Source organism: Luteimonas aestuarii (assembly GCF_004357985.1).
Taxonomy (GTDB): domain Bacteria; phylum Pseudomonadota; class Gammaproteobacteria; order Xanthomonadales; family Xanthomonadaceae; genus Luteimonas; species Luteimonas aestuarii.
On sequence record NZ_SMTF01000004.1, the window covers coordinates 13640 to 26017 of the forward strand.

At 68.7% G+C, this 12378-nt stretch carries 11 protein-coding genes and 1 tRNA gene; 8 read left to right on the forward strand and 4 right to left on the reverse strand.

The features are described 5' to 3' along the window. The first annotated feature begins 31 nt into the window (after positions 1 to 31). Together epmB and E2F46_RS07145 are read left to right on the forward strand one after the other, a co-directional pair. On the forward strand, positions 32 to 1054 hold the full coding sequence (epmB, locus tag E2F46_RS07140; RefSeq protein ID WP_133321397.1) for an EF-P beta-lysylation protein EpmB: 1023 nt from the start codon (positions 32 to 34) through the stop codon (positions 1052 to 1054). 64 nt (positions 1055 to 1118) lie between these two features. Next, complete coding sequence (locus tag E2F46_RS07145) at positions 1119 to 3203, forward strand: GGDEF/EAL domain-containing response regulator (RefSeq protein ID WP_133321398.1); 2085 nt, start codon at positions 1119 to 1121, stop codon at positions 3201 to 3203. A gap of 157 nt (positions 3204 to 3360) precedes the next feature. Here E2F46_RS07145 and htpX read toward each other — a convergent pair whose 3' ends face one another. Then, positions 3361 to 4260 (reverse strand): protease HtpX, encoded by a 900-nt coding sequence (gene htpX / locus E2F46_RS07150; protein WP_133321399.1) that lies wholly within the window; start codon positions 4258 to 4260, stop codon positions 3361 to 3363. 108 nt (positions 4261 to 4368) lie between these two features. Between htpX and gluQRS the strand changes: the two genes are divergently transcribed. From gluQRS to phbB (E2F46_RS07170), 4 genes are all read left to right on the forward strand, one after another. After that, positions 4369 to 5286, forward strand: a complete 918-nt coding sequence (gluQRS, locus tag E2F46_RS07155) for a tRNA glutamyl-Q(34) synthetase GluQRS (protein WP_133321400.1) — start codon at positions 4369 to 4371, stop codon at positions 5284 to 5286. A 45-nt stretch (positions 5287 to 5331) separates the two neighbouring features. After that, entirely contained in the window at positions 5332 to 6072 is a 741-nt protein-coding gene (gene phbB, locus E2F46_RS07160; RefSeq protein WP_133321401.1) for a beta-ketoacyl-ACP reductase, read from the forward strand. 212 nt (positions 6073 to 6284) lie between these two features. Further along, positions 6285 to 6770: a polyhydroxyalkanoate synthesis repressor PhaR gene (phaR, locus tag E2F46_RS07165; protein ID WP_133321402.1), complete on the forward strand. Its 486-nt coding sequence runs from the start codon at positions 6285 to 6287 to the stop codon at positions 6768 to 6770. A 127-nt stretch (positions 6771 to 6897) separates the two neighbouring features. Beyond that, positions 6898 to 7638, forward strand: coding sequence for an acetoacetyl-CoA reductase (gene phbB, locus E2F46_RS07170; protein ID WP_133321403.1), 741 nt, complete (start codon positions 6898 to 6900; stop codon positions 7636 to 7638). A gap of 15 nt (positions 7639 to 7653) precedes the next feature. On the opposite strand, the gene E2F46_RS07175 is transcribed toward phbB (E2F46_RS07170), so the two are convergent. Genes E2F46_RS07175 through E2F46_RS07185 form a run of 3 tightly spaced genes read right to left on the reverse strand, consistent with a single transcriptional unit; the run spans position 7654 to position 11013 of the window. Beyond that, positions 7654 to 8181, reverse strand: coding sequence for an STM3941 family protein (locus tag E2F46_RS07175; RefSeq protein WP_133321404.1), 528 nt, complete (start codon positions 8179 to 8181; stop codon positions 7654 to 7656). Positions 8182 to 8215: 34 nt separating this feature from the next. Further along, positions 8216 to 9127 (reverse strand): M48 family metallopeptidase, encoded by a 912-nt coding sequence (locus tag E2F46_RS07180; protein ID WP_133321405.1) that lies wholly within the window; start codon positions 9125 to 9127, stop codon positions 8216 to 8218. Between the two features lie 44 nt (positions 9128 to 9171). Further along, entirely contained in the window at positions 9172 to 11013 is a 1842-nt protein-coding gene (locus E2F46_RS07185; RefSeq protein WP_133321406.1) for a formylglycine-generating enzyme family protein, read from the reverse strand. Positions 11014 to 11125: 112 nt separating this feature from the next. On the opposite strand from E2F46_RS07185, the gene rnd reads away from it, so the two are divergent. Both rnd and E2F46_RS07195 read left to right on the forward strand, forming a co-directional pair. Further along, entirely contained in the window at positions 11126 to 12253 is a 1128-nt protein-coding gene (rnd, locus tag E2F46_RS07190; RefSeq protein WP_133321407.1) for a ribonuclease D, read from the forward strand. A gap of 12 nt (positions 12254 to 12265) precedes the next feature. Continuing rightward, positions 12266 to 12341: transfer RNA gene (locus tag E2F46_RS07195), tRNA-Ala, on the forward strand. Positions 12342 to 12378 lie beyond the last annotated feature (37 nt).

Sequence of the window (12378 nt, forward strand, 5' to 3'; positions counted from 1 at the left end):
GCCGGACCCATTTAAAGAAGCGCAGACCGCCATGATACCCGCTGCCCCTGCCGGGCTGCAGCCCGAGCCCGTGCCGGCCACCGGCGTGCGCTGGCAGCAGCTGTGGCGCGATGCCATCCGCGACCCCGCCGAACTGCTGGCCCTGCTGGGGCTGGCAAGCGTGGTCGACGCTTCTGCCGCCGCCGCCGCGCAGTTCGCCCTGCGCGTGCCCCGCGGCTTCGCGGCACGGATGCGCCACGGCGACCCGCACGACCCGCTGCTGCGCCAGGTGCTGCCGGTGGACGACGAACTGCGCCTCGTGCCGGGCTTCTCGCTGGACGCGGTGGGCGATGCCCCCGCACGCGCCGGGCACGGGGTGATCCACAAATACGAAGGCCGTGCGCTGCTGGTCGCCACCGGCAGTTGCGCCGTGCATTGCCGCTACTGCTTCCGCCGCCACTTCCCCTATGCCGACGAGACCGCAGCGGCCGGCCAGTGGCAAGCCTCGCTGGAGGCCGTGCGTGCCGATGCCTCGCTGCACGAGGTCATCCTGTCGGGTGGCGATCCGCTGTCGCTGTCCACGCCGAAGCTGGCGGAACTGACCGAGGCCCTGGCCGGCGTCCCGCATGTACGGCGGCTACGCATCCACACCCGCCTGCCGATCGTGCTGCCGGAACGGGTCGACGACGCCCTGCGCGACTGGCTGCTTGGCCTGCCCTGGCCGGTCGCCATCGTGGTGCACGCCAACCATGCGCACGAATTCGATGCGGGCGTCGATGCGGCGATGGCGCGGCTGCGCACGACCGGCGCCACCCTGCTGAACCAGGCGGTACTGCTACGTGGCGTGAACGATTCCGTCGACGCGCTGGCCGACCTCTCGACGCGCAGCTTCGATGCCGGCGTGCTGCCCTATTACCTGCACCAGCTGGACCGCGTGGCCGGCGCCGCGCACTTCGAGGTGCATGACGACGAGGCCTTGCGCCTGCACGCCACGCTTAGACAGCAACTGTCCGGCTACCTGCTGCCGCGCCTGGTGCGCGAGGTGGCCGGCGAGGCGTCGAAGCGCCCACTTTGACCAGGGCACGATGGACGGATGCGGCGGCAACGTGGCATAACCCGCGTTGTTCCCGGGGACTGGCATGACCAACAAGAAGACTGAACACGCCCTGCGCCTGCTGATCGTCGACGACCGCGTCGAGGACGCCGAAGCGATCGTCAGCGGGCTGCGCAATGCCGGCATCGCGGTGCGGCCGACACGCGCCGCCAGCGCCGATGAGTTGGCCGCCGCCCTGCCCGGCCTGTCGGGCCACCTGGTGGTGGCCGCACACTCGTCGCAGGCCCTGCCGCTAGCCGAGGTGCTGCAGCAGGTGGTCGCCAGCGGCAAGGACCTGCCGGTGATCGCCGTGGTCGATGCCCTGGACGAAGCCGGATACGTGGAGGCACTGGGCAACGGCGCACGCGCGGTCGCACTGCGGCACAAGCCGCAACAGCTGCTGGCCACCGTGCGCGCGCAATGGGAAGACCTGGAGGCCCGTCGCGCCCAGCGCCGGCTGGAGGCGCGCGTGCGCGAGACCGAGCGCCGCTGCGACGCCCTGATCGAATCCTCGCGCGACCCGATCGCCTACGTCCACGAGGGCATGCATATCCGCGCCAACAGTGCGTACCTCGAGATGTTCGGCTACGACAGCTTCGAGGATGTCGAAGGCATGTCGCTGCTGGACATGGTGGGGCCGCAGCACGTCGAAGACTTCAAGCAACTGCTGAAAGCGCTGAGCAAGGGCGAAGCGCCGCCGCCACGCTACGAACTGGAGGCCCGTGACATCGAGGGCAACGCGTTTCCCGCGGCAATGGAATTCACCCAGGCGCAATACGAGGGCGAACCCTGCCTGCAGGTGGTGTTCCGTCGCCAGGAGCTGGTGGACCCGGAACTGGCGCAGGAACTGGAGGAACTGCGCCAGCGCGACCAGGTCACCGGCCTGCTCAACCGCCCCACTTTCCTGCGCGCACTGGAAGACGCGGTGGCGGACGCGGCGCAGAACCACGCCCAGCACGGCTTGCTGCTGGTCGAACCCGACCACTACCAGCGCCTGCTTCACGACATCGGGCTGGATTCGGCCGACGCCATGCTGGCCGCACTCGGCCAGCGCCTGCAGGGCGTGCTGGGCGAGGATGCCATCGCCGCACGCTTCTCCGAACACACGCTGGCCGTCCTGCTCAAGGATGGCGATTACGACCGCACCGTGGCCCTGGCCGAGCGCATCCGGGAGGCGTTCGCCGCCGACGTGTTCCCCATCGGCGTCCGTTCCAGCGTGATCACCGCCAGCATCGGCGGCGTGCAGATCGGCGAGAAGATCGCCAACGTCACCCAGGTGCTGGCCAAGGCCACGCAAGGCGTGGAATCGAGCATTGGCGTCGGCGGCAACCGGCACGAAATCTTCGACCCCAGCGCCGTGGACCGGGCCGAGGAAGAGCACGTCCGCGCCTGGGTCGCGCGCTTGCGCGACGCGCTGGACAACCAGCGCTTCGAGTTGCACTACCAGCCTGTGATCAACCTGCAGGGCGACACCGGCGCGGTGTACGAAACCCTGCTACGGCTGGATGGCGGCGACGGCGAGCTGGTGCTGCCGGGCAGCTTCCTGCAGATCGCCGAGGAGCACGGCCTGCTGGGCGAGATCGATCGCTACGTGATCAATCGCGCGATCACCGTGATCGGCCAGCGCATGCAGGGCAACAAGCCGACCACGCTGCTGGTCAAGGTCAGCCAGGCGGCGCTGGACGATGACACGCTATCGGCCTATATCGGCGAGCAGTTGCTGGCCCACGGCGTGCCGGGCGAATACCTCGTGCTGCAGTTGCCGGAGGCCAAGGTGTTCACCCACCTCAAGGCGGCCCAGGCCTTCGCCACCGCCATCGGCAAGCACGATTGCCGGCTTGCGCTGGAGCAGTTCGGCATCGGCCTGGATTCGTTCCAACTGCTCCAGCACCTGCAGCCGCACCTGCTGAAGCTGGACCGCAGCTTCGTCGAAGACCTGCCCAAGAACCCGGACAACCAGAAGCGAATCCAGGAGATCACCACGCGCGCCCGCGACCTTGGCATCCGCACCATCGCCGAGTTCGTGCAGGACGCGGCCAGCATGTCGATCCTGTTTTCTTCAGGCGTCGATTACGTGGAAGGCCACTTCCTGGCCGCTGCCGGTCCGCACATGAACTACGACTTCGAGTAGCCGCTTCCGCAGCAGCGCCCCCGGGGCGATTGGATTCGCATCGAGGGCCAATCGCGCCCGAGGGCTTTCCCGACGAAATGCTGTCCGTCACGTGAAACGAAGAACCCCGCCTCTCGGCGGGGTTCTTGTTCCGGAACGATGGCGCTCGCCGGAGCCTTTACGCCGCCAGGTTCTGCCGCAGCTGGTCCTGAGGCACGTTACGCAGCGCCTGGATGCGCTCTTCCAGCGGCGGATGGCTCATCAGAAGCTTCTTCAGGCCGTGGCCCACGCCGCCGCTGATGCCGAACGCCGCCACCTGCTTGGGCAGGGTGTTGTGGCCGTAGGTCAACGACAGCTTCTCCAGCGCCTTGACCATCTTGTCGCGACCGGCGAGTGCGGCGCCACCGGCATCGGCGCGGAATTCGCGATGGCGGGAGAACCACATGGCGATCATGCTCGCGAACAGGCCGAAGATCATGTCCAGCACGAACACGACGGCGAAGTACGCCAAGCCGCCGAGGTCGCGTCCCATGTAATTGCTCAGTGCGCGCGCCACCAGGCGGGCCAGCACGATGACGAAGGTGTTCAACACGCCCTGCAGCAAGGCCATCGTGACCATGTCGCCATTGGCGACGTGGGCCACCTCATGGCCCAGCACGGCCTCCGCCTCGTCCTTGTCCATGGCCCGCAGCAGGCCGGTGGACACGGCCACCAGTGCGTTGTTGCGGTTGGCGCCGGTGGCGAAGGCGTTGATTTCAGGCGCATCGAAGATCGCCACTTCGGGCATGCCGATCCCAGCCGCGTCGGCCTGCCTGCGCACGGTGTCGACCAGCCAGCGCTCGGTATCGTTGCGCGGCTCGGTGATGACTTGCGCGCCGCTGAAGCGCTTCGCGCTCCACTTCGACATCAAGAGCGAAATGAAGGCGCCACCAAAGCCGAAGATGGCGGCGAAGACGAGAAGCCCCCCCATCCCGGCAAGCCTGATACCGAACATCGGTAGCACGACATTCATGATGATGCCGAGCAGCACGAGCACTGCGAGATTGGTGATCAGGAACAATGTGATGCGCTTGAACATGGTGTCTCCATCTGGCGGGCACCTCGGATGGCCTGCCTTGCAGGAACGATTATGGCCGATGATGGTTAAATTCAAGCCATCCCGCGCCCTGGTTCCACTCGACCCGCCGTGACCGCCCCACCCGCGCCTTACCGTGGCCGCTTCGCGCCCTCGCCGACCGGCCCGCTGCATTTCGGCTCGCTGGTGGCCGCGCTGGGCAGCTGGCTGTTCGCACGCAGTGCCGGGGGAGAATGGCGGGTACGGATCGAGGATATCGACCCGCCGCGCGAGGTCGCGGGCGCCACGCAGGCGCAACTACGCACGCTGGCCGCGTTCGGCCTGCACCCGGATGGCCAGGTCCTGCACCAGCGCGACCGCAACGACGCCTACGCCGCCGCCTTGCGGACACTGCTGGCCAGTGGCGACGCCTTCGAATGCCACTGCAGCCGCAGCGACCTCGCTGCAAGCCACGGCATCCACCGCCGCTGCGTTGCCACGCACCCCCGCCCGGACCCGGCGATCCGCCTGCGCGTGCCCGACGGGACGCGCATCGCCTTCGACGATGCCCTGCGCGGCCATTTCGAGCAGGACGTTGCCGCCGAGGTCGGCGACTTCGTGCTGCGCCGCGCCGACGGGCTGTGGGCCTACCAGCTGGCGGTGGTGGCGGACGATGCCGCACAAGGCATCACCGACGTCGTCCGCGGCGCCGACCTGCTCGACTCCACCCCGCGCCAGATCCTGCTGCAGCGCCAACTGGGCTTGCCGACACCGCGTTATGCGCACCTGCCCGTGGTGGTCGACGAGGAGGGCCGCAAGCTGTCGAAATCGCTGTCCGCCCTGCCGCTGGACGACGACGCGCCGCTGCCCGCGCTCCGCGCAGCGTGGTCGGCGCTGGGCCAGGCGGGCACGTCCCGCCTGGACGACGCCCGCGACGCGGACGCGTTCCTCGCGCACGCCATCGACGGCTTCGATCCGTCCCGCATACCGCGCGGCGGTACCCGCATCCTCGCCGCGTCGCACAACGCGCCTGCCACTGGCCATGTTTAGACTGTAGGCGACACCGCACAACGACGGCAGGGAGGACGAAGGCACATGGCATCACGCGTGGCACTGGTGACAGGGGGAACCGGCGGCATCGGCACGGCGATCTGCAAGCGACTCGCGGACAGCGGGCACAAGGTGGCGACCAACTATCGCAGCGAGGAAAAGGCCAAGGCCTGGCAGGCGCAGATGAAGGCCGACGGCTACGACTTCACCCTGGTCAAGGGCGACGTGACCTCGCCCGACGAAGCAGAGGCAATGGTGCGCGAGGTGGAAAAGGCGCTGGGCCCGGTCGACATCCTGGTCAACAACGCCGGCATCACCCGCGACGGCACCTTCCACAAGATGTCGTCGTCGCAGTGGGGCGACGTGATCAACACCAACCTCAACTCCGTGTTCAACGTCACCCGCCCGGTGATCGAGGGCATGCGCGAGCGCAAGTGGGGCCGGATCATCCAGATCAGTTCGATCAACGGGCTGAAGGGCCAGTACGGCCAGGCCAACTACGCCGCGGCCAAGGCCGGCATGCACGGCTTCACCATTTCGCTGGCGCGCGAGAACGCCAAGCTCGGCATCACCGTCAACACCGTCTCGCCCGGTTACGTCGCCACCGACATGGTGATGGCGGTGCCGGAGGAAGTGCGCGCCAAGATCGCCGCGGACATCCCCACCGGGCGCCTCGGCAAGCCGGAGGAAATCGCCTACGCCGTGGCCTTCCTGGTCGACGATCAGGCGGCGTGGATCACCGGTTCCAACCTCGATATCAACGGCGGCCACCACATGGGTTGGTGAAGCCCCGGCGCCACACGAAAGGCCGGCGCTTGCCGGCCTTTTTTGTTGCAGCGTTTGTTGCAGCCGGGCCGGCATCGGCTGCGCAGCATTTTTTTCGTTCAGGTTCCCTGCCCGATCGTCGGCTTCAGCCAGGCCTGTACCCTCCGGCACGGTTGCATCCCCTGCTGCGCTGCGCCATGCTGCGCGGCACCATACCTTAGAGCGTTTGCTCCATGGCCGAGCTCCGCATCATCAAGAAGTATCCCAACCGTCGCCTCTACGATACCGAGATCTCCAGCTACATCACCATCGAGGACGTGCGCCAGCTGATCGTCGATGGCGAGGAGTTCGAAGTCCGCGACGCCAAGTCGGGCGAGGACCTCACCCGTTCCGTACTGCTGCAGATCATCGCCGAGCACGAATCCGACGGCGACCCGGTGCTCTCCACCCAGGTGCTCAGCCAGATCATCCGTTTCTACGGAGATTCGATGCAGGGCTTCATGGGGAACTACTTGGAGCGTTCGATGCAGATCTTCATGGACCAGCAGGCGCAGTTCCGCCAGCAGATGGGCGGCATGCTGGGGCAGACGCCGTGGACCATGATGAACCAGCTGACCGAGCGCAACATGGACATGTGGAAGGAATTCCAGAAGAACCTGACCGGCAGCATCGGCCAGGCAGGCAACGACAAGGCCGGCAACGACAAGCGCGGCCGCTGACGCGCGCGCTTGGCCGGCGGCGCCCGCATCGCGTGCGCCGCATCCCGATTGATCGATACCTGTGCCCGTGGCGCGGCCCTGCCGGCCGCACGACCGCGGGCGATGCCTGCCAGGGGAGCGTGACGAGATGAGCAAGCGCGTGGCCGTCGTGACCGGCGGCATCGGTGGACTGGGGTCCGCCATCTGCATCGCCCTGGCCCGCGACGGCCGCACGGTCATCGCCGCGGACCTGCCCGGCGATGCCGATCGCATAGCGCGCTTCCAGCGCGACGTCGACGGCCTCGACATCCACGTGATGCCGCTGGACGTGTCGAGTTTCGACGCCTGCGCGGCCTTCGTGCGCGACGTGGCGCAGCACTTCGGCGCGCTGGACATCGTGGTCAACAACGCCGGCATCACCCGCGATTCCACGCTGCGCAAGATGGCGCCCGAGCAGTGGCAGCAGGTGCTCGACGTGAACCTCGGCAGCGCGTTCAACCTGTGCCGGCACAGTATCGACGGCATGATCGAGCGCGGCTTCGGCCGCATCGTCAACATCAGCTCGGTCAGCGGCCAGTCCGGCAACTTCGGCCAGGCCAACTACGCCGCCGCCAAGGCCGGGCTGCACGGCTTCACCATGTCGCTGGCGCGCGAGACCGCCACCAAGGGCGTCACCGTCAACAGCGTTTCGCCGGGCTACATCGAGACCCCGATGACCCGCGCCATGCCCGATGCGGTGCGCGAACGCACGCAGTCGCAGATCCCCGTCGGCCGCCTCGGCCAGCCGAACGACATCGCGCGCGCCGTCGCCTTCCTCACTGCCGACGATGCCGGTTACATCACCGGCGCGAACCTGCCCGTCAACGGCGGTTTGTTCATGGATTACTGAACCGCACGGCACGATTCATTGGATGCCCCTGGAGTCGCCGGCATCGACACCGTGCTGCGCGTGCCGTAGCCGCCAGCGCTCGAGCAGCACAGCCAATGCGTCCACCTGCATGCCATAGCTTTCCGGCAACGCAGCCTCCGCGCCTGCCACGCCGCGCGAAAATCGCCGGATGCGCTGCTGCGGCCGGTAGCCAGGCGCATAGTCCCAGCAGACCATCCGGTTCGGCCCGATGCGCGCGGGATGGAAACCGGCGACATCCTGCCAGCGCACGGACCAGGTGCGGTACAGCGATCGCACCTTGAACCCCTGCGCGTCGAGCCACAAGCCGCCGGCACCCGGCAACAGGCTGACGATCGCCACCAGGGCACACAGGCCGAAGAACACGATGCAGGACCAGGCGACCCAGGCCTCTCCCTCGCGCACCAACAGCACGCCCAGGGCGACGAACCCGAGACTGCCGGCGAGCAACAGCAACAACCTCCATCGGGAGGGCTTCAGATGCAGGGCATCCGCATCGGCGCCGACACCACCGGCATCGATCATGCCGCCGCCAATGCGGAAGCGCGATCGGCGCGCATCATGGTTGCCCCGCCGCGCCCGCCTGCTCGCAGAACTTCTGCCGGTATTCCAGCGCCCGCGGCATCAAGGCTTCGAGGTTCTGGATGCGGGTGCCGGGGTTGGGGTGCGTGGACGAGAACTCCGGTGGCGCCTGTCCGCCGCTGGCGGCGCCCATGCGCTGCCACAGCGGCACCGCCTCGCGCGGGTCGTAGCAGGCGGCGGCGGCCAGCATCAGCCCGACCTCATCGGCCTGCGTTTCATGCTGCCGCGCGTACGGCAGCAGGTAACCGTAGCCCATCGCCGCCATCACCATCTGCTGTTGCTGCGGGTCCATCCCGCTCATCGCGCCGGCCATCTGGCCGATCTGGGTGAGCTTCTGCTGCGACATGCGTTGCGCCCCGTGCCGCAGCAAGGCGTGGGCGATTTCATGCCCCATCACCACCGCGACGGCATCGGCGTTCTGCGCCACCGGGATCAGGCCTGTGTAGACCGCCATCTTGCCCCCCGGCAGGCAGAAGGCATTGGCCTGGTCGGACTGGATGACGTTGACGTCCCAGTCGAAGCCCTCCCAGATCGGTGCCATCTGCGTGCCACGCTCGGCGGCGATGGCGTTGGCCACCTGCGGCACCTTGGCGATCAGCCGCTGCGCGATGGTGCGCACTTCCCGGGCGATCGGCGAATCGGGATCGACCGGACGCTCCTGGCGCAGGATCTCCTCGTAGGCCTGCAGGCCCAGCGCCTTCTCGTCCTCGATGCCGATGGACTGGTCGATCAGTACCTTCTCGCCGGTGTAGGGATCGACGGTGCGGTTGCTGATCCAGTAGAACGCCCCGTAGCCGGCGAACAGCAGCAGGATGAGCAACCGGGGATTGAAGCCACGCCGGCGCGTGCCCTGCGGGTCGCGCCTGCCGCCGAACGGATCCTGTCGCACCTGCCGCCTCCCGTCCCCGCAGGGACCGTCACTCCATCGAACCGCTACAGGTCCCGCGCCACGCGGAACCCGACCTTGGCATTCGTCGTATCCACCTGCGCCGGTGCGCGCCAGGCCGATCGCGTCTGCGCCGGCGAACTGGACCACGAACCGCCGCGGATCACCTGGTCGCGGCAGCCCGGGTTGACCCAGGCCGAGCCGTCGCCGGGCGCGCGACGGTAATTATCATGCCAGCAATCGGCCACCCATTCGCTGACGTTGCCGGCCAGGTCGTGCAGTCCCCACGCGTTGGGCTGGAAGCTGCCGATCGGCGCCGGGCCCCAGTGCCCGTCGCCGTAGCCCGCGAAGGCGTGGGTCCAGGTGCGCCCGCCGGGAGAGCGATCCAGCGCGCCGGTGAAGTTGCCCGCTCGCTCGGGCGGATTGCCGCCACCCCACGGGTAACGCCCTTGTCCGCCCGCGCGCAGTGCGTACTCGAACTCGGCCTCGCTGGGCAGGCGGTAGCGATGGCCCGTCTGCGCCGCCAGCCACTCGGCGTAGGCAGCGGCGTCGCGTGCGCTGACATGCAGGACCGGCAGGTCGTCGGCCGCAGGCTGGCCACGATAGTCGGAACGCCAGTCCACGCCGCTGCGGCGTACGAAGTTGTTGCTGCGCTCGTCGTAAGGCATGGAATAACCGCGGCGCTCGGCGCGGGTCTGGTGGCCGGTGGCGGCGATGAAGCGGCGGAACTCGCCCACCGTCACCTCATGGATGGCCAGCGCGAACCCGCGCTCGAAGCGGATGGCGTGTTGCGGGCGCTCGTTGTCGCTGGAGTCCACCTCGTCCGCAGGCGCGCCCAACGTAAACGCACCATGCGGCACCACCGCCATCTGCGGGCCGCGTCCGCCCCCCTTCAGCGCGTCGGTGAACACTTGGCCCGGACCGTACAGCCCGTAGTGCACCGACAGGTCGATGCGCTCGCGCAGTTCCGACGCCGCTGGATCGCCGGGGCGCGCGATGCGCAGCAGTTCGGCCAGGTGGCCGCGGGCGACGTTGACGCCGTTGAGCCGGGGCAACGCTTCCAGCCCCAGGTCACGCAGGCGCACGATGCGCGCGGCGCGCAGGCGCTCGATGCGACCGCGCGCATCCGTCACCGTGCCGACATCATCCTCGGGCCGCACTTCGTTGGCGTGCGCCAGCCAGCGCTGGGCAAGCGTGAAATCGTAGGCTTCGGCCGCGATCTCGGCGCGGCGGATCATCGCGCTCTCGACCGCGGCGATGTTCTGCCGCGCGCGCGCCTGCCCGGGTCGCGCCTTCTCCGCGGCGCGGAAGAGGGCCAGCGCGCCCTGCCCGTCCTCGCCAAGCCGTCCTTCGGCGAAGGCCCGCTCGCCATCGACGTTCAGCTGCCAGGCCTGCTCGGCGGCGTCCACCCGCTCCAGGTAGGCGAGCACGGCTTCGTCGTGCGCACGCACCGTACGCGCCACCGCCGCGATGCGCTGCGCGCGGCGCAATGCGTCGATGTCTTCATCGGCATCGGCCAGCGCCCGGTCGCCCTCCACCGGCAGCCGGCGCAGCGCGCGCTCCAGCGCCTGTTCGGCCGCGCGCGCCTGGTCGGGCCAGTTGCGCAGTTCCAGCAGAAGCGGGATGGCGGCGTCTGCGTCCTCGAACAGGCGCCCCTCCTCCAGTGACGCTTGCGCCCGCTGCAGGGCGTCGCGCTCCTCGCCTTCGGCAATGGCCACAGGCGGAATGCGCCAGGTCAGGCTGTCGGCGAGGCTGTCGTCGCCGCTGATGGTCACGCTGCCGTCGCGCTGGCGTTCGCTCGCCGCGTCGGCATCGGGTGCCGCGTCGTCGCGCCCGCACGCCGAGCACAGCACGGCCAGCAGCAGCGCACTCCACGCCCATCGATTCATCTTGCATCGGTCCACGCGTGCAGATTAAGCCACCGCGCCAACACGCGCGAGATGATGGCGGGCGCCACGCATCGCATTGCCACCGCGCCGCGGCACCCGCTACGCTGGCCCCATGTCGTTACCTGCCCCCTGGGTCGAAGACCCCACCGAACTCCGTTCACATCTGGCCAACGCCGGCACCCGCATCGGGCTGGATACCGAATTCATCCGCGAGCGCACCTACTGGCCGCAGCTGGCGCTGGTGCAGATCGCGATCGACGCCGACCAGGGTGCCCCGAACATCCTGCTGGTCGACGCGCTTGCGCCCGGGATCGACGCAGCGCTGCGCGATGTGCTGCTCGATCCGACCATCGAAAAGGTGATGCACAGCGCCAGCGAGGACCTGATCGCGCTGCGCCGCGCCTGCAATGCCGTGCCTGCGCCGTTGTTCGACACCCAGGTGGCCGCCGCGCTGGTTGGCGTGGGTGCGGGCACCGGCTACCAGCGGCTGGTGCAGGACATCGCCGGCGTGACCGTGCCCAAGGGCGAGACCCGCTCCGACTGGATGCGCCGCCCGCTGTCGCCGTCGCAGCTGGAGTACGCCGCCGACGACGTGCGCCACCTGTTCACGCTGCACGACGCGCTGTCGAAGAAGCTGGACGCGAGCGGCCGCCGCACGTGGTTCGACGAGGACTGCGCGCGGATGGTCGCGAACGCGCGCGACGACGACGGCGAACGCTGGCCGCACCTGTCGATGCGGTCCTCGCAATACCTGGACATCGATGCGCAGCGCCGCCTGCTGCGCCTGCTGCGTTGGCGCGAAGCGCACGCCCGCGACAGCGATCGCCCGCGCAGCTGGATCCTCGACAACGAACTGGCCACCACGCTGGCACGCGAGGCACCGGACAGCCCGCAAGCGCTGCGCACGCTGTTCGAACGTTCGCCCAAGGCGCCGCACAAGCTGGCCGGGAAGATCTGGGACGCGCTGAACGCACCGCTACCCGACGAGGCAGATGCGCCCGGGATGCGCACCGAGGAGCGCGACAAACGGGTATTGCGCAAGTTGCAGGAGGCCGTGGCCGCACGCAGCGCCGAGCTGGGCCTGCCCGATGGCGTGCTCGCTTCGCGCCGCTGGCTGGAGACGTTGATGGATGGCGAGGACTGGCCCGGCGTGCTCGGGGGTTGGCGGCGCCAGCAGCTGGAACCGGCCCTGTCGCCATTGCTGGCCGCGGCTGGCGGCAGCCCGGACGCGCCCGTATAATCGCGTTCGCACGGGGCCATAGCTCAGCTGGGAGAGCGCGTCGTTCGCAATGACGAGGTCGGGAGTTCGATCCTCCCTGGCTCCACCAATCCCGACCCCGGGAAGCCATGCTTCCCGGGGTTTTT

Excerpts from the sequence above, each read along its gene's own strand:
- epmB (WP_133321397.1), top strand. The coding sequence starts at position 32 with ATGATACCCGCTGCCCCTGCCGGGCTGCAGCCCGAGCCCGTGCCGGCC.
- E2F46_RS07145 (WP_133321398.1), top strand. The coding sequence starts at position 1,119 with ATGACCAACAAGAAGACTGAACACGCCCTGCGCCTGCTGATCGTCGAC.
- htpX (WP_133321399.1), bottom strand. The coding sequence starts at position 4,260 with ATGTTCAAGCGCATCACATTGTTCCTGATCACCAATCTCGCAGTGCTC.
- phbB (WP_133321401.1), top strand. The coding sequence starts at position 5,332 with ATGGCATCACGCGTGGCACTGGTGACAGGGGGAACCGGCGGCATCGGC.
- phaR (WP_133321402.1), top strand. The coding sequence starts at position 6,285 with ATGGCCGAGCTCCGCATCATCAAGAAGTATCCCAACCGTCGCCTCTAC.
- phbB (WP_133321403.1), top strand. The coding sequence starts at position 6,898 with ATGAGCAAGCGCGTGGCCGTCGTGACCGGCGGCATCGGTGGACTGGGG.
- E2F46_RS07175 (WP_133321404.1), bottom strand. The coding sequence starts at position 8,181 with ATGATCGATGCCGGTGGTGTCGGCGCCGATGCGGATGCCCTGCATCTG.
- E2F46_RS07185 (WP_133321406.1), bottom strand. The coding sequence starts at position 11,013 with ATGAATCGATGGGCGTGGAGTGCGCTGCTGCTGGCCGTGCTGTGCTCG.
- rnd (WP_133321407.1), top strand. The coding sequence starts at position 11,126 with ATGTCGTTACCTGCCCCCTGGGTCGAAGACCCCACCGAACTCCGTTCA.